This window comes from Siphonobacter curvatus, from assembly GCF_002943425.1.
GTDB lineage: Bacteria > Bacteroidota > Bacteroidia > Cytophagales > Spirosomataceae > Siphonobacter > Siphonobacter curvatus.
In genome coordinates, this window is sequence record NZ_PTRA01000001.1 from 1,937,236 (window position 1) to 1,954,709 (window position 17,474).

At 50.0% G+C, this 17,474-nt stretch carries 11 protein-coding genes; 8 read left to right on the plus strand and 3 right to left on the minus strand.

The window, feature by feature from the left end:
* Positions 1 to 227 precede the first annotated feature (227 nt).
* The 8 genes from C5O19_RS07970 (at position 228) to C5O19_RS08005 (ending at position 12,930) form a co-directional block, all read left to right on the plus strand.
* Positions 228 to 1,901 carry a glycoside hydrolase family 43 protein gene (locus tag C5O19_RS07970; protein ID WP_104711162.1) on the plus strand — a complete coding sequence of 558 codons (1,674 nt, stop codon included), beginning with the start codon at positions 228 to 230 and terminating at the stop codon, positions 1,899 to 1,901.
* Positions 1,902 to 2,017: 116 nt separating this feature from the next.
* Positions 2,018 to 3,574 (plus strand): glycoside hydrolase family 43 protein, encoded by a 1,557-nt coding sequence (locus C5O19_RS07975; protein WP_104711164.1) that lies wholly within the window; start codon positions 2,018 to 2,020, stop codon positions 3,572 to 3,574.
* A gap of 88 nt (positions 3,575 to 3,662) precedes the next feature.
* On the plus strand, positions 3,663 to 5,567 hold the full coding sequence (locus C5O19_RS07980; RefSeq protein ID WP_207766390.1) for a glycoside hydrolase family 97 protein: 1,905 nt from the start codon (positions 3,663 to 3,665) through the stop codon (positions 5,565 to 5,567).
* A 174-nt stretch (positions 5,568 to 5,741) separates the two neighbouring features.
* A complete protein-coding gene (locus C5O19_RS07985) occupies positions 5,742 to 6,596 on the plus strand; it encodes a sialate O-acetylesterase (RefSeq protein ID WP_104711166.1) in 855 nt (284 codons plus the stop codon).
* A gap of 415 nt (positions 6,597 to 7,011) precedes the next feature.
* Positions 7,012 to 8,184, plus strand: a complete 1,173-nt coding sequence (locus C5O19_RS07990) for an esterase (RefSeq protein WP_165795966.1) — start codon at positions 7,012 to 7,014, stop codon at positions 8,182 to 8,184.
* Between the two features lie 15 nt (positions 8,185 to 8,199).
* Positions 8,200 to 9,276: an alpha/beta hydrolase gene (locus C5O19_RS07995; protein ID WP_104711167.1), complete on the plus strand. Its 1,077-nt coding sequence runs from the start codon at positions 8,200 to 8,202 to the stop codon at positions 9,274 to 9,276.
* 82 nt (positions 9,277 to 9,358) lie between these two features.
* Complete coding sequence (locus C5O19_RS08000; protein WP_104711169.1) at positions 9,359 to 10,471, plus strand: alpha/beta hydrolase-fold protein; 1,113 nt, start codon at positions 9,359 to 9,361, stop codon at positions 10,469 to 10,471.
* Between the two features lie 527 nt (positions 10,472 to 10,998).
* Positions 10,999 to 12,930 (plus strand): alpha/beta hydrolase-fold protein, encoded by a 1,932-nt coding sequence (locus C5O19_RS08005; protein WP_104711171.1) that lies wholly within the window; start codon positions 10,999 to 11,001, stop codon positions 12,928 to 12,930.
* Positions 12,931 to 13,048: 118 nt separating this feature from the next.
* Here C5O19_RS08005 and C5O19_RS08010 read toward each other — a convergent pair whose 3' ends face one another.
* The 3 genes from C5O19_RS08010 to C5O19_RS08020 form a co-directional block, all read right to left on the minus strand.
* Positions 13,049 to 14,962, minus strand: a complete 1,914-nt coding sequence (locus tag C5O19_RS08010; RefSeq protein WP_104711173.1) for a sialate O-acetylesterase — start codon at positions 14,960 to 14,962, stop codon at positions 13,049 to 13,051.
* Between the two features lie 85 nt (positions 14,963 to 15,047).
* Positions 15,048 to 16,106, minus strand: a complete 1,059-nt coding sequence (locus C5O19_RS08015) for an endo-1,4-beta-xylanase (RefSeq protein WP_104711175.1) — start codon at positions 16,104 to 16,106, stop codon at positions 15,048 to 15,050.
* Positions 16,107 to 16,162: 56 nt separating this feature from the next.
* Positions 16,163 to 17,215, minus strand: a complete 1,053-nt coding sequence (locus tag C5O19_RS08020; RefSeq protein ID WP_104711177.1) for a glycoside hydrolase family 43 protein — start codon at positions 17,213 to 17,215, stop codon at positions 16,163 to 16,165.
* Positions 17,216 to 17,474: the final 259 nt, after the last annotated feature.

The window sequence follows — 17,474 nt, forward strand, 5'->3', positions numbered from 1 at the left end:
AATATAGAAATAATGTAAAAAAATACCCTTTTTAGGGAGAGATATTTAATTAATTAAACATTTTTTCTGCTTTTTTAAAGATTTTTATCCTAGGCCTTTTTGTAGTTACGCCTACTTTTGAAGCCGTTGACTTTTCCGCCGACATCTAAAAATTAATACGGGGCTCTACGGAATAGTTGCAATACGGAGCACCCGGAATCACATCATTGGATTGATCTTACAAAAACATGAGAAAACCTATCCTGTCAATTCTTTTTCTCTGCCTTTGTGGCTTGAATGTTGGAATAGCTCAGAAGACTACCTTAGTAAATCCTATTCTATCGGGCTTCTATCCGGATCCGAGTATTGTGCAGGTTGACAAGGATTATTACCTGATTAACTCTACGTTTTCCTACTTCCCCGGCATCCCCGTTTTTCACAGTAAGGATCTGAAAAACTGGAAACAGATTGGGAACGTCATTGACCGCCCCTCGCAAATGGATTTCATGGGTGAGCGATTAACCCGTGGTCTGTTTGCTCCGGCCATCAGCTACCACAAAGGCACGTACTACGTGACCTGTACGGACATTGACCACGATGGTAACTTTGTAGTAACGGCGAAAAACCCGGCGGGTCCCTGGAGTAATCCGGTACGGATTCCGCAGGTTCGGGGCATCGACCCGTCGCTGTATTTCGATGATAACGACAAAGCCTACATCCTTTATAACAGCGATGCTCCCGACAACAAACCTCAGTACTCCGGTCACCGAACCATCCGCATGTACGAGTTTGATTATCAAAATTTAAAGGTGGTAGGTGAGGAAAAGCAACTGGTAAATGGCGGGGTAGACATTAGCAAAAAGCCCGTATGGATTGAAGGGCCGCATATTCTGAAGCGAAACAACTGGTATTACCTGTATGCCGCCGAAGGAGGCACCTCCGTAAATCACTCCGAAGTAGTCTTCCGGAGTAAGTCGGTCTGGGGACCTTACGTACCCTACGAACACAATCCCATCCTGACGCAGAAAGGCCTACCCGAAGACCGGAAAGACCCCGTTACGTCCGCTGGCCACGCTCAGTTTGTGGAAGGTCCCGATGGAAAAACGTACTCCATCTTTCTGGCCGTTCGTCCCTACGAAGGTGATTTCTATAATACGGGCCGTGAAACCTTCATTGCTCCAGTAGAATGGAAGGAAGATTGGCCAATCATCAACCCCAATCACAAGGAAATTCAGTATTCCTATCCGGTCAATTATGCCGAAAACAAGCCGAAAGATCTGTTACCCCAATCGGGTAATTTTGGCTATACGATGACCTTCGAAAAGTCGCTGGATCCTTCCTTGCTGTTCATGCGTACGGTAGACCCTGATTCGTATACGCTTTCTAAAAAACAGGGTTTGACGTTGAAACTGAAACCGGAGACCTGCATGGAGACGGGCAACCCTTCGTTTATTGGCAAGCGTCAGCAACACTTGTACAGCACGGCCGAAACCGAATTGAGCTTCAATCCCAAAGCAGAGCACGAGAAAGCGGGGCTGGTGATTTTGCAGGATGAACATCATTTTTACTTCCTGAGTAAAAGCCTGAAAGACGGAAAACCCTTCATTCAGATTTTCAAGAGTGTACCCCGCGAAAAATCGATGGAATTAGTAACGGAAGCCCCCCTGAATACCACGGCTGAAAAAGTGAACCTTCGTATTTCTTCGCAAGGTGATTCCTACAGTTTCTCGTATACGACGGACGGTAAAAACTGGCAAGTACTGAAAGATAAATTGGACGGTAAGTTTCTGAGTACCAAAGTAGCGGGTGGATTCATCGGCTGCGTGTACGGTATGTACGCCACGTCTTCCGGTGAGAGTAGTTCGAATACTGCTTCCTTCCGTTATTTGAAGTACGAAGGAAAAGACCCCATGTATAAGTAAGCGTAGCTGGGGAAATTCAGGAATAGGTTGATCGTTCAGGAGAGACCTATTCCTTTTAAATTTCGGATCTAACTCGTAACTAGGTCCTGTTAGCACCTAACCTTTACCCGAAAAACATGATAAGAAGCTTTATATTGCTGTGTCTGCTTTGCTCTAGTAAGCTTTTATTCGCCCAGGCCCAAAACCCGGTCATCTTTGCGGATGTACCGGATCTTTCCATGATTCGGGTAGGGGATACGTATTACATGAGTAGTACCACTATGCACATGAGTCCGGGCTTGCCCCTGATGAAGTCCAAGGATTTAATCAACTGGCAGCTGATAGGTTACGCGTATGATCGATTGGGGGAGATGGATGAACTGAATCTGACCAACGGCAAGAGTACTTACGGCCGAGGTTCCTGGGCCAGTAGCCTGCGGTACCACAAGGGTACGTACTACGTCACGACGTTCGCTCAGACTACGGGTAAAACCTACATCTATTCCACCCAAAACATTGAAAAAGGTCCCTGGAAAGAAGTTTCGTTTAAGCCTTCGTATCACGATCACAGTTTGTTTTTTGACGATGACGGTCGGGTCTATATGATCTACGGTGGCGGCAAACTCAAGCTGATCGAACTCTCCGCCGATCTTTCCGGCGTGAAGCCCGGTACTACCGAACAGGTGATCATTGAGAATGCCAGTACTCCCTCAGGTACGGCAGGGGGACTGCCCGCTGAAGGATCACAGTTATTCAAAGTGAAGGGCAAGTACTACCTCTTCAACATCACGTGGCCCAAGGGAAGTATGCGTACGGTTGTGATTCACCGGGCGGATAAAATTACGGGTCCCTGGGAAGGCAAAGTCGGCTTACAGGATTTGGGCGTAGCTCAGGGTGGCCTGATTGATACGCCTGATGGAAAGTGGTACGCTTATCTGTTCCGGGATTTTGGTGGGGTAGGACGGATTCCGTATCTGGTTCCGGTTACTTGGGAAAACGGCTGGCCGGTATTGGGCGAAAACGGCAAAGTGCCCGAAAAGCTGCCCTTGTCCGCGAGCAAAGGACTAATTCCGGGAATTGTTGCTTCCGATGAGTTCAGCCGTAAAAAGGGCGAACCGGACTTGCCGCTGGTTTGGCAATGGAATCATAATCCCGAACCGAAGCTGTGGTCACTCAGCGAACGCAAAGGATTTTTACGACTCCAGACGGGTCGCGTAGACACCTCCTTCACGCAAGCCCGTAACACTCTCACCCAACGTACCATCGGACCGGAATCATCAGGGACTACTGCCCTGGATGTATCGCAGATGAAAGACGGTGATTTCGCTGGGTTAAGCCTGTTACAAAAAGAGTATGGCTTGGTGGGCGTGAAGGTTACGCAGGGTAAGCCCTCCGTAGTAATGGTGAAAATGGTGGCTGGGAAACCCATAGAGTTACAAAACATTCCGCTGAATCAGAACATGATTTATTTGAAAGCAGAATGCGATTTCCGGGACCGGAAGGATACGGCCCACTTCTTCTACAGCCTCGACAACAAAACCTGGACGCGTATGGGTGAACCGCTCAAAATGCCCTACACCATTCCACACTTTATGGGCTACCGTTTTGGCCTGTTCAATTACGCCACGCAACAGACGGGCGGTTACGCTGATTTCGACTACTTCCGCATCAGTGATACGCTTACGCAACCCTAGAATTCAAGCAGGGGTCCTCCCTGACAGACTATTCATGCAGATGATCTCTTTTTCCAAGCCATATACAGTTGTCATAAGTTGCCTCGCCTTGAGCTTTTCCTTTTTCTCGGGAAAAGCTCAGGACGGGCAAATCCTGAGTCCAGATAAGCAACTCGCCGTAACCGTTAATCCGGAGCGGGCAACGTATCAGATTCGCTACAAAGGCGAGCTCGTACTGCCCGATTCGAAACTGGGCGTCATTCGGGAGGATGAAGACTTTTCGAAGAATCTAAGCCTAATTAAGGTTTCTTCCCCGCGGACCGTGAAAGATCAGTATCGCAGCGTGAATGCGAAAAAGAGCGATATCTCCTACACCGCTACAGAACGCGTCTGGGAAATCCAGACGGCGTCGGGTAAGAAAATGAACCTGATCTTTAGAGTATCCAATGATGGGGTTGCTTTTCGTTACGTATTCCCTGAAACGTCGGCGGAAGTAAGGAAGATTACGGCCGAAGCTACCAGTTTCCGTTTTAACGAAGGAACGCGGTCTTGGCTGCAACCTAAAACGGAAGCTCAGACGGGTTTTGAACATACCAATCCCTCGTACGAAGCCCATTATACGATGGACAAGCCGACGGGAACGCCGGCTCCTGGTAAGAATGGCTGGATTTATCCGGCTCTTTTTCGGTACAACAACACCTGGCTGTTACTCACAGAAGCGGATTTAGGTAGAGGATATTGCGGTACTGCCTTACAACAGGAATCACCAAATAGTGAGTACAAGATTAACTTTCCGCAGCCCGCGGAAGTATTCACCAATGGGAAAGCGACGCTGAATCCCGAATCGACCCTTCCCTGGAAAACACCCTGGCGAATCTTAGTGATCGGTGATCTGAAAACGGTCATGGAATCAACGCTGGGTACGGATCTGGCTCTGCCCGCTCGCCCTATGAAGGATTCTTTCATCAAACCGGGAAAAGCTTCCTGGAGCTGGGTTTTGAAGAAAGATGACTCTACGGTGTATCGCGTACAAAAACGCTACATCGATTTTGCGGCGGATTTGAAGTGGCAGTACTGCCTGATCGATGCGAATTGGGACCAAACCATTGGTTACGATTCGGTACAACTGCTGGCCGATTACGGCAAAACCAAAAACGTTGGCGTATTACTCTGGTATAATTCAGCCGGTAGCTGGAATACGGTCAAATTTACCCCGAAGGACAAACTTTTGACCCATGAAAGCCGGATGCAGGAATTCGCCCGACTTCACCGAATGGGCATCAAAGGAATTAAAATCGATTTCTTTGGGGGCGATGGTCAATCCATGATCAACTACTACCAGGATATTCTGGAAGATGCGGCGACGCATGAATTACTGGTGAATTTTCACGGAGCAACCTTACCGCGGGGCCTACAACGGACCTACCCAAATCTGATGACGGCCGAAGCCGTTTTCGGTTACGAGATGATTACGTTTTCCCAACAGGCCGCGAACCAGGCTCCCGAACACGCGGTGATGTGTGCTATGGTTCGGAATGCGTTCGATCCGATGGATTTTACGCCCATGAACCTGTATAAGATTCCGCGCATCAAGCGGGCTACTACCTCGGCTTTTGAACTGGCTACGTCGGTCGTTTTTCTGTCTGGCATTCAGCATTATGCCGAAAGTCCGGATGGCATGGCCCATGTACCTACGTACGTCAAGGATTTTCTGCGGACGCTTCCGGATTACTGGGAAGATGTAAAATTCATTGATGGCTATCCCGGAAAACACTACGTCGTAGCCCGTAAGAAGGGAAACAAGTGGTACGTAGCCGGAATCAACGGCGAAAAGGCGGAGAAGAAATTGGAACTCGACTTGTCGTTTTTGAAAAATAAAAAAGCAACGGTCATTGGTTCGGGCGAGGCTGATAAAGACGCTTCCTTCCAGTCGCAAGCCCTGGCATTGCCGGCATCTGGGAAGTTACCGATTACGCTGAAAGCAAACGATGGTTTTGTGGCCGTATTTGAGTAATACGGAATGACCAGAAATAGTCTAATAAGCTAAATGGATAAAAGCTAAATAGTTGAGAGCGAGTAAATACGAGGCTGTGTCCTGCGGTAGAAATGAGTTTCGCATTCGTTAAGTCATAGCACACACACCTTCAACCTATTTAACGCTTTCGATTGACCTCTAAACCTGACCTGTATGAAAAAGATTGGTATGCTTTGGTTTCTATGCTGCATCGCGTTCGGTCATGAACACGTGTTTGCCCAGGACCCTAACTTTCATATTTACCTCTGCCTCGGCCAGTCGAACATGGAAGGACCCGCTGCAATCGAGTCTCAGGATACGACGGTCAGTACTCGGTTTCAACTACTGGCTACGGTGGATTGCCCGCAGTTGGGACGGACCCAAGGCAACTGGTACCCGGCTAAACCACCCCTGTTTCGGTGTAATACCCGTCTGTCACCGGCCGACTATTTTGGCCGTACACTGATCGCTCATTTACCTGACTCGATACGGGTGGGTGTCGTACCGGTAGCGGTGGGAGGTAGTAAGATCGAGATTTTCGATAAAGTTCAGTATCGGGCCTATCTGGACTCTTCAGCCACGGAAAGACCCTGGATGATCAATATGGCGAATGCGTACGGCGGCAACCCCTACGAACGACTGCTGACCATGGCTCGACTGGCCCAGAAACAGGGAGTGATTAAAGGAATTTTGCTCCATCAGGGGGAGTCTAATACGGGTGATAAGGCCTGGCCAGGTAAAGTACAGAAAGTATACGCTGACTTGCTGAAAGATCTCGGCCTAGCCCCGGATTCAGTACCCTTACTTGCGGGCGAAGTGGTCAATCAGGATCAGGATGGCAAATGTGCCAGCATGAATGCCATCATAGCTACGCTACCCCAAACGATTCCAAAGGCCTACGTCATTTCCTCGGCAGGCCTCCCGGCGGTTCCGGATAAACTCCATTTTACTTCCCAAAGCATCCGAGAATTAGGCAAGCGATACGCCGTGCGGATGCTGTCGTTGCAAGGGTTTGAGGTGAAGGAATAATGATGGGTTAGTTATGTTGCCTATTTCGAAATGGCTAATAACACCCATCAAAAAATCACTATTTCGTCCTGCAAACTCGGCTGGTGATTTAGTCCGCATGGAATGTGATAGGATGGGGATCGGGTTTATGTCGTCTATAATACCAACTCGCTAGTAACGAACAAGCACCAACTATTTAATCATTAGAAAGTAAAACCTCTCCACGACTACCCATTCCATGGTGGCCATTCCATGGTGGCCACCATGGAATGGGTAGTCGTGGAGAGGTGCAGCCTTAAAGGCTCAGGTGCTACCAATCGGCCAGTAAAAAGAACCAAACCCGGTCTAGGTGAATACCGAGGTTTCAACGCATTAAAAAAACCAAGCTTTTTGTAATAAGGCTGAAAGCTCTCTTTACTCTAAACCCCTATACGCTATGAAAAATCATTACCTGATGCCCCGTCTGAGCCGATGGTTGTTCAGCGGATTGTTGCTAAGCCTGGTCGGCATTGCCCGGGCCCAGCCACCGAGGGGACCGCTGGTGGTATCCCCCGAGGTTCATGCGGATCACACCGTTACGTTTCGGTATCTGGCCCCAACGGCCCGGGAGGTAAAGCTGAGCGGACAGTTTGAAAAGTCGGCCGTTTCCCTGACGAAAAATGAACAGGGCATTTGGAGCGTGACGGTAGGTCCGGTGAAGCCTGACATCTATCCGTACAGCTTTCAGGTTGATGGTGTAACCGTTATGGATCCGGCCAATGTGGCCTTTTTTCCGAACGAGCGTTTCAAGGCCAGTCTGGTCGATGTACCGGGCGATACGCCGTTGATTCATGCCCTGAAAGACGTACCGCATGGAACGGTGTCGTACGAATATTATCCTTCAGTCGAAGGTACAACGGGCTCGCTGGTTGTGTACACGCCACCGGGATACGATCAGAATCCCACTAAAAAATACCCCGTATACTACCTCATCAGCGGTACCACGGATACGGAAGAAACTTTCTACAAAGTGGGTCGGACGAATCTGATTCTGGATAACCTGCTGGCCGAGGGGAAAACGAAACCAATGATCATCGTGATGCCCTACGGGAACATCGCCGCCCGGATAACCGAACAGAAGGGTGGGGCTAAACCTGCCGATCCCGTCGTACGCGACGATGCCGATGCCGTGAATCGGGCGAATGCCTTTGGCGACGATCTGATCCAGAACATCATTCCCTACATCGAGAAAAATTATCGTACGCTGGCCAATCGGGAAAACCGGGCCATCGGTGGCTTCTCACGGGGTGGGGGACAAACCCTCCGGGCCGCCTTTGGCCACATGGACACCTTTGCCTGGGTGTGTGCGTATAGTTCGTATCTCTCGCCCGCCGAAATGGAGCGTAGTTATCGGACCATTGCCAGTAACCCAGCCCAAACCAACAAGCAACTGAAACTACTGTGGGTAAGCGTGGGGAGCGATGATTTTCTCTACAAAGGCACCCTCGAATTCATGGATTATCTGAAGGCGAAAAACGTAAACTTCAAAAGCCGGATTACGGATGGGGGACACACCTGGATGAATGTCAAGAAATATGTGGCAGAAACCGCTCCCTTACTCTTTCAATAGACGCAGCTCACCGCTATGAAAAAAGTCATCTATCTTCTGTTCGTACTGCTGGGATCGAGTTTGGCCGGAATGGCTCAGCGTCCGCCCGTTATTAGTTCTCCCGACGTACATCCCGATCATCGCGTCACGTTTCGCTATTTCTCCCGGAATGCTAAAAAAGTTACGTTAAACGGTGAATTCCTGGCAGCTCCCGTAGCGATGACCAGGGATACGGCCGGCATCTGGAGTGTAACCGTACCCGCGGTGAAGCCTGACGTGTATCCCTATAGCTTTTCGGTCGATAGCGTTCAGATCGCCGATCCCAACAATACCTACATCTTTGCCAATGAACGCTTTAAGCGAAGCATCGTCGATGTACCGGGCGATCAGCCGCTGATTCATTCCTTACAAAAGGTACCCCACGGTAAAATCAGCTATCGGTACTATCCGTCGGCGACGCTCGGTCGAACGCGTAACGTACTGATTTATACGCCGCCGGGTTTCGATCCCAATGGTAAAACGAAGTACCCGGTCCTTTACCTGATTCACGGCGGTTCCGACACCGAAGAAACCTGGACGAAAGTGGGACGGGCTCACTGGATTGCTGATAACCTGATTGCCCAGGGTAAAGCAAAACCCATGGTGATTGTGATGCCCTACGGAAACGTCCGGCCCAGTCCTATGGCTGATTTTACCAAAGACCTGGTCAACGATATTATTCCATTCGTGGAAGCGAATTACCCCGTTCACAAAGACAGCAAAAACCGGGCGGTGGCGGGCTTTTCGGTGGGCGGTGGCCAAACCCTCAACATCGGGCTGACGAACCCCGACAAGTTCGCGTACGTGTGTTCCTATGCCCCGTACACGGCCACGGAAGAGTTTGCGAAAAACTTCACCAACTGGTCGCCCAATGCGGAGCAAATGAATAAACAATTGAAACTGTTTACCATTAGCGTGGGTACGGATGATTTTCTCTACGAACCCGTCAAACAGAACATTGCCATGTTTCAAAGTAAGAAGCTGAATCTGACGCCCATCATCGTTCCCGGTGGCCATACCTGGATGAACTGTAAGTTGTATCTCGCTCAAACCTTACCTCAACTGTTTAAATAAATCCTTCCTTGTTTCGGATACTAAACCAGGTAGCCAGGGAAGTTTTTTCGTGTAAACCTTAATAACCTCTAAAAACAAAGCTATGATTCGTAAAACGATCGCGGTCGTACTAGCCTACGCACTGGCCCAGACCACCAGTTTTTCACAAACCACTGTGAAGGAAGATTTCAAGCCTTCTACTTTAAACCAACCCGGCCAGGAATATCCGCAGGTCAACTCGCAGGGCTATGCCAGGTTTCGGATCAAGGCCCCAAAAGCCGATAGTGTGCGAGTGAGTCTAGGCCTGGGTGGAAAAGGAGGAACGCTACTCTCCAAGAGTGACGACGGGTTTTGGGTGGGTACGACGGGTGGGCCCATGGATGAGGGGTTCCACTACTACAATGTGAATATTGACGGGGGAAAATTTAATGATCCCGGGGCTAAGAACTACTACGGCTCCGTACGCTGGGAAAGTGGCATCGAAATCCCTGCCCATGACCAGGACTTCTACGCTCTAAAGGACGTACCGCACGGCCACGTGCAACAAGTACTGTTTCCGTCCAAGAGTACGAACACCTCTCGTCGGGCCTTTGTCTATACGCCGCCGGGGTACGAAAAAGAATCGTCGAAAAAATATCCAGTACTGTATCTGCAGCATGGTTGGGGTGAAGACGAAACCGCCTGGAGTAATCAGGGCCACGCCAATCTGATCATGGATAATCTGATTGCTGAGGGTAAAATCAAACCCTTCATCATTGTGATGACCTACGGTATGACGAATGAAGTGAAAATGGGCGGCATGCGTAATTTTAAAATCGAGCCCTTCCAGACGGTACTCGTCGATGAGTTGATTCCGTACGTGGATACCCATTTCCGAACCCTTACGGATCGTTCGAATCGGGCCATGGCGGGCTTGTCGATGGGCGGTATGGAAACGCATACCATTACCCTCAACAAGCCCGAGAAATTTGGTTCTTACGGACTTCTAAGCGGTGGACTATATACGCCGGAAGAATTAAAAGACCAACCCAAAGCGAAGTTGATCTTCATCAGTTGCGGCAGTAAAGAGCGACCCGAAGCCGTGAAAAAAGCCGCCGAAGACTTGAAAAAGGCGGGATACAACGCCGTTTCCTACGTCTCCGCCGATACCGGACACGAATTCCAAACCTGGCGACGGAGCTTGCATGAACTAGCTCCGCTATTGTTCAAGAATTGATCACTCTAGAGCGACTATTTTTCAGTTACTAGGAAGAGTTTCGTCTCGTTAAGGAGGCTGGCCCTTTAGTCCATATTGCGAAAAGCCGCCTTTTTCATCCTGCTTTAAACCACCGCATTGCGGATGAAAAAGGCGGCTTGAACCCCAGAATGGAATTCCGGCATGGGATGCCCTGCATGGAATGTGATAGAACGGGGTTCGGGTTTAAGCCGTCCATGTAGGTTTCAGGATATAGTCTAACAACCATCAACTACTCTTGAAAGAAGAAAACATCTCCCGCCCGTGAGCCATTCCATGGTGGGAATAATGCGGTGGCCTGAGCTAAGCTAGGCAGTTACGGAGGGGTTCACACAGGCTACCGAACAGCCAGTGAAGAGGACCAAACTCAGTCTAGGTGAATAACGAAGCTTCAAAGGTGCAACACTGTTCCACGGATAAATGGGAATAGCTACTAGCCAGCCATGCTTACGTAACCCCATCTCTTCAAGGCGACCTAATTAAAAAATAGATAAAAAGATCTATAACGCATGAACCTTAAATCCCTATTCCTCAGTACCGTTTGGGTCGTGACCTGGGGTACTGTCCTGGCTCAGCCCACGGTAAAAGAAGCCCCCAAAGGTTTTGATGTTTCCCGCTCCGACATCGCCCATGGCAAACTCGATACCGTAAGCTATGATTCAAAAACGGTGGGCGTCAAACGGAAAGCTCTGGTGTACACGCCGCCCGGATACGCCAAAAACAAAAAGTATCCCGTCCTGTACCTCTTACACGGGATCGGCGGCGATGAGAAAGAGTGGCTGAACGGCGGCAAACCCCAGGTCATTCTGGATAACCTGTACGCCGAAAACAAACTACAACCCATGATCGTCGTCATGCCTAATGGGCGGGCCATGAAGGATGATCGTCCGATTGGCAATATTTTCGACAAGGACAAAGTAGAAGCGTTCAGTACCTTCGAAAAGGATCTGTTGAACGATCTGATTCCATTTGTCGAGAAAAAATACCCCGCTTTGAAGGACCGCGAACATCGAGCCATTGCCGGTCTTTCGATGGGCGGGGGACAGTCGCTGAACTTCGGTCTGGGCAATCTCGACACCTTTGCCTGGGTGGGCGGTTTCTCTTCGGCTCCAAATACCAGAAAGCCGGAAGAACTAGTACCCAATCCCGAGGAAGCTAAAAAGAAACTGAAGCTGCTCTGGATTTCCTGCGGCGACAAGGACAACCTGATTACCTTCAGCAAACGCACGCACGACTATCTCTACGAGAAAAAGGTACCGCACGTGTATTACGTCGAACCGGGCGTACATGATTTTAAAGTCTGGAAAAACGGGCTGTACATGTTTTCTCAGTTTCTCTTCAAACCCGTTGACGTCGCTTCGCTGTCCAAGTACACGGTGCTGGGCACATCAGCGACTACTAATATTCGCAACGCCTCGTATCCACAGATTTTGCCGGATAATCGGGTGGTGTTTCGGGTAAAAGCACCCGAGGCTCAGAAAGTACAGATAGACCTGGGTAAGAAGTACGACATGGTGAAAGATACCAGCGGATTCTGGACGGTCACAACAGATTCCGTAAGCCGGGGTTTTCACTACTATTCCCTGCTGATTGATGGAATGGCCGTAGCTGATCCAGCCAGCGAGTCTTTCTACGGGATGAGTCGGATGGCCAGTGGCATTGAAATTCCGGACCCGGATGGCAGCTACTTTGCTATGAAAGATGTGCCACATGGCGACATTCGCATGAAACGGTACTTTTCGCCCGTGACGAATAGCTGGCGGCGGGTGTACGTGTATGCTCCTCCGGGCTACGACAAGAATACCAGCGAGAAATATCCGGTTCTGTACCTCTTGCACGGCGGTGGGGAAGATGAACGCGGCTGGGCCACTCAGGGGAAAACGGATTTGATTCTGGATAATCTGATTGCCGATCAGCAGGCCAAACCCATGCTGGTGGTTATGCTGGATGGAAACGTGAGTATGGGCGGCGGACTGGCTGGTTTCAACGAAAACGTACTGAAAGCCTTCGAAAGTGAGTTGAAGCAAGCGGTGATCCCCCTGGTGGAAAGTAACTACCGCGTGAAGACGGAAGCGGGCAACCGGGCCCTAGCGGGCTTGTCGATGGGTGGTCTGCAAACCCTGTACGCGGGCGTGAAAAACACTAATCTCTTTTCGTATCTGGGTGTATTCAGCTCGGGTTGGTTTGCCAATAACCCAACGCTCACCGATCCGCAGTACGCGTTCATGAAAACCAATGCTTCGACCATTAATTCCAACCTGAAACAGCTCTGGATTTCGATGGGTGGTCCCGAAGACATTGCGTTCCAGAACTGCAAAATCATGCGACAAAAATTCGATGAAATGGGTATCAAGTATCAGTATAGCGAATACCCCGGCGGACATACCTGGCCCGTTTGGCGGCATGATCTGTATTCGTTTGTGCCCTTGCTATTTAAATAAAGTGCTGCCCAACCAACCCCACAAATCTCTGCTTTTGACTGCTGATATGCTGGCGTTAAAGACAGGGGAAATAAAAAAATCCACCCGCCTGGGTGGATTTTTTTATTCATCATCCGCCTTACTGATCCGTTCGGAACGGAGAGGCGGGTAAGCCTTCTTTGTTGTAAAGATTCGCATGAACTGGATTGTCCGCCCAGGCGTAACGCACGTACTGGGGATTAGGCACTTCATCACTCCAGACGACTACTTTGTCGCCCTCAATCCGGGCCTGGGCCCAGACAAATTTCTTATCACTGCCCGCAATGGCGAAGTCACCCAGAGGCTCGCCATCGATGGCCTGTAATCCACTGCCGACATTCGTAAAGCTGAGGTTTATTTTATTGCCCTGTATCGTAGCCGACTGAAATAGCGGTCCGGAAGCGACGATGTTTTCGTGGTAAACCAAGTTCAGGGCCGTTCGGACCAGTCGTTCGCCCACGTCTTTTTTGTTATCGGGGTGAATGTCATTCCATTCCCCCAAGTCGATCGTCACCGCCATCGCCGTATGGGGTACCGAAAGCGTTTTCAACTGAGCCTCTCGCATGGAGGCCCAGTTACTCTCGGCGGGTAAATATTGGTAATCCATGTACCCGGGCAGTTGAACGTACAAAAAGGGCAGCGATTCCTGCTGCCAATGCCGCCGCCAGTCCTGAATTAGGGCGGGTAACAGTTGGGCATACAGCTGCGATTGTCCGGTATTGGTTTCTCCCTGATACCAACAAAACCCTTTGATCGCGTATGGGATAAGGGGAGCAACCATGGCATGAAACAAAGCCGCCGGCTGATTATTGGGATTCAAACCCGCCTGAAACTCACCTCGGGGTAGGGGCTTAAACACCGAACCGACTTTGTACTGCCACGTTCCTTTCAAATCTACGGTATCGGCTCCGGCGAAAAGGCAGTAGGGTTTGTCCGGCACGAAACCGCCTTTTAAGGCCGTATTCGTCACCCGAACCACGATACTGTTTTTCCCCGCCTTCAATACATTTGCGGGAACGGGATAGCGTCGCTGCGGGTACTGATAGGTCGTTTTTCCAATCAGGGTTCCGTTGATGTACAACTCATCCGCATCCACAATCCGACCCAGAAAAACCTTGGCGGCTTTTCCCGCCATCCTGGCCGGAAGTTCCAGTTCCCGACGGTACCAGACAACACCGTTTAGGTCTCTGATTCCCTGGTCTTCCCAGTAGCCGGGCACGTTGATCGGACGCCAGCCCTTGGAGGGATCATTGGTTTCATACCACTTCGGCGAGGCTTCCATACCGGCATCGATTGGGACTGTGGGAACCGTAACCCTCCGCTTCAGACTTTGTACATAGGCCGTGTCTTTATTTTTTTGCAGCGTCGCGATTGCATCGGGAAAGTTTCGAAGGCCCTCCTCACTCATCCAGGCTTCGATGGGTGTGCCACCGACGCTGGCGTTGATGATGCCGATGGGGACTTTATACCGTTGATACAGCGTTTTTGCGAAAAAATAGGCGACCGCCGAAAAGGGCCGAACGTCTTCACCCACGGCGGCTTTCCACTGGCCTTGCGGTAACTCGGCCTGAGGGCTTTGCAGGTTGGATAGCGTGGGCACCCAGAACTGCCGGATTTGGGGGTAGTTGGCCGTTCTGATTTCCTCTGCATAGGTGACATCGTGAATGTTCAGCTGGTGCACCATGTTACTCTGACCGCTGCAAAACCAGACGTCTCCCAACAGAATATCCTGAATGCTAATCCGGTTACTACCGGCAATCTCCATCTGAAAAGGACCGCCAGCGGGTAGGGCGGGTAAAGTAACCTGCCATTTGCCATCGCTAGAAGTAGTCGCTTTGTACGTCTTGTTTTTAAAGCGTACGGTTACTTTTTCGCCGGGTTTGGCCCAGCCCCAAATCTTCAATGGTGTATCCCGTTGGAGGATCATACCATCACTAATGAACTTAGGCAGGCGAACTTGAGCGGAAGCCGCTACACTGAGTAGAAGAAAAAGAAGGAAAGGAATTTTTCGCATCGGATGTTTATGTATTAGGTGAAAAAGGTCACTGGATGCAGCCTTTTTCGGGGTATGGTGGAGGTAAGAAAACCTGGATGGAGTACTAAAACTTCACTACTCCTTCGTAGGCTTTCTTGGGCTGGCCCTTTTCATCGAAGAGCAGCGGATAATCTTTACGACCGGGAACGGGAAAATTGTCCAGCCAGGAGTAGCGATCCGACAGATTCCAGAAGGTAACCCCGGTCAGCTTATCCCGATTTTTCCGGAATACGTCAAAAATCATTTTGTACTGAGCCACCTGCTTTTCACGCATGGCCTCGGTGAACTCGCTTTTGTCGGTATCTCGTCGCTGGCGGCGTTCGTGTTCTTTGGGGTACACCGACAGGTCCAGTTCGGTAATCTGCACTTTCAGGCCCAGACTGGCAAACTTGTCAATCGACGCCTGAAGCTCCTGAGCCGTCGGTTCGTAAATCGACCAGTGACCTTGTAAGCCCACGCCATGAATAGGTACCTTTTTATCCGTCAGCTTTTTCAGGATCTGGTAAATACGCTCCCGTTTGCTGGCATTTTCGGTGTTGTAATCATTATAGAAGAGCTGAGCGGAGGGGTCGGCTTCGTGGGCGTATTCGAAGGCTTTTTCGATGTAGTCTTCGCCGATAATCTCGTAAAATTTCGATTTCCGGTACAGGCTTGTCCCCGTATCCGGAACGGCTTCATTGACCACATCCCAAGCGTAAATCTTCCCTTTGTACCGACCCATGACATCCGTAATATGACGCTTGAGTCGGGCCAGCAGTACCTCGCGACTAACGGTTTTCCCTTCGGTGTCGGTAAAGAGCCAGCGGGGCGTCTGGTTATGCCAGCAGAGCGTATGGCCGCGTAGTTTGATGTTGTTTTGCTGAGCAAAGTCCGCAATCGCATCGGCATCGGTCCAGTTGTACCGATTTTCTTCCGGGTGAATGGGGCCCATTTTCATGGCATTTTCCGGCGTCATGCTGTTAAACTGGGCTTTGATCAGATCGGCTTCGGGTCCCGGCTGAACCATGCGGGGATTAACGGCCACTCCAATCGGGAAGTAATCTTTATAGTAATCTTTTAAACCCTTTTCCGGAGCTACCAAAGCCGTCGTCAGAAGCAAGACTAGCAGTGAACGTTTACGCATAATTTAACGGGATTTAGAGGTGAACTATTAATGAATAGCCTGTACACACAAAAACTTTACTTGTACGCATCAATGGTTTGGATCGTTCCGTCCGGGTTGTACCTCAGCTCCGTCACTTTCACGTTGCGAAGGTGCGTTTTGCCGGAGAGTTGCACGTCGTGGTAAAACAGGTACCATTTTTTGTTTACTTCCACGATGGAATGGTGGGTTGTCCAGCCCAGCACGGGTTTCAGCAAAATCCCCTGGTACGTGAAAGGGCCATATGGACTATCGCTGATGGCGTAACATAGGTTATGCGTATCGCCGGTGGAGTAGGAGAAGTAGTACTTGCCCTGGTATCGATGCAACCAGGCCCCTTCGAAAAAGCGTTTATCATTATCTTTTTCCAGGAATGGTTTTCCGTTTTTGTCCAGCAGCTGAAGCTCCCGAACGGGCTCGGCGAGTGTCTTCATATCCTTATTCAGACGGACAACGCGGGGGAGGTACGCCACTTCTTCCGGTTTCTTCAGGGCTCCGCCCGGATGATATTCATTGGCATCCCAGCGTTGTAACTGACCGCCCCAGATGCCTCCGAAGTACAAATACGTCTGGCCATCCGTATCCTGAAAAACGGCCGGATCAATGCTGTACGTGCCGGGTATCGGCTCCGGTTCGGCTTTGAACGGACCCGTGGGACTTTTGCTGGTTGCCACACCGATGCGGAAAATATCCTGCTTGTCTTTCGCCGGGAAATAGAGGTAGTACGTACCGTTTTTATACGCCACATCCGGAGCCCAAAGCTGACGGCTTGCCCAGGGAACGTCTTTAAGATCCAGAGCAACGCCGTGGTCTTTGACGGCACCTCCGATTTTATCCAGGGATAGCACATGGTAATCCCGCATGGCAAAGTGTCCACCGTCGTCGTCTCTCTTGACGTTTTCCGAGTCAATATCGTGCGAAGGATAAATATAAATTTTTCCGTTGAAAACGTGAGCGGAAGGATCAGCCGTATAGATGTATGATACCAGGGGTTGGGAAATCGGATTTTTACCACCGTTGGTCTGGGCATAGCTGGCGAGGCCCACCGCCATCCAGGCCGCTAGAGCCAGGGTTTTAAAGACGCGTTGCATACGGTTTAATGTTTATGAATTTTAATACGGGTGAATACATACAAAGCTGATACAAGCCTGCCTGCTTAGCGAAGAGGGCTTTATTGTTTTCCGAAACTACAAATGCTGCTCAGTTCCGGATGATACGCTAATCTGGTTCGATGAATCGTATAGGCCGTATAGCCTTCCGCGTTGGTCCTCGTTGAAACCGATGCTCACTCGATCTGTGCTCGCCAGGAATCGAGTATACCGAATTCAGTTACGATCCTTATCGAAGTGG

What these genes read in the sequence shown, in the direction of transcription:
- C5O19_RS07970 (WP_104711162.1), top strand. Translation starts at nt 228, where the DNA reads ATGAGAAAACCTATCCTGTCAATTCTTTTTCTCTGCCTTTGTGGCTTG.
- C5O19_RS07985 (WP_104711166.1), top strand. Translation starts at nt 5,742, where the DNA reads ATGAAAAAGATTGGTATGCTTTGGTTTCTATGCTGCATCGCGTTCGGT.
- C5O19_RS08005 (WP_104711171.1), top strand. Translation starts at nt 10,999, where the DNA reads ATGAACCTTAAATCCCTATTCCTCAGTACCGTTTGGGTCGTGACCTGG.
- C5O19_RS07975 (WP_104711164.1), top strand. Translation starts at nt 2,018, where the DNA reads ATGATAAGAAGCTTTATATTGCTGTGTCTGCTTTGCTCTAGTAAGCTT.
- C5O19_RS08020 (WP_104711177.1), bottom strand. Translation starts at nt 17,215, where the DNA reads ATGCAACGCGTCTTTAAAACCCTGGCTCTAGCGGCCTGGATGGCGGTG.
- C5O19_RS07995 (WP_104711167.1), top strand. Translation starts at nt 8,200, where the DNA reads ATGAAAAAAGTCATCTATCTTCTGTTCGTACTGCTGGGATCGAGTTTG.
- C5O19_RS07990 (WP_165795966.1), top strand. Translation starts at nt 7,012, where the DNA reads ATGAAAAATCATTACCTGATGCCCCGTCTGAGCCGATGGTTGTTCAGC.
- C5O19_RS08015 (WP_104711175.1), bottom strand. Translation starts at nt 16,106, where the DNA reads ATGCGTAAACGTTCACTGCTAGTCTTGCTTCTGACGACGGCTTTGGTA.
- C5O19_RS08000 (WP_104711169.1), top strand. Translation starts at nt 9,359, where the DNA reads ATGATTCGTAAAACGATCGCGGTCGTACTAGCCTACGCACTGGCCCAG.
- C5O19_RS08010 (WP_104711173.1), bottom strand. Translation starts at nt 14,962, where the DNA reads ATGCGAAAAATTCCTTTCCTTCTTTTTCTTCTACTCAGTGTAGCGGCT.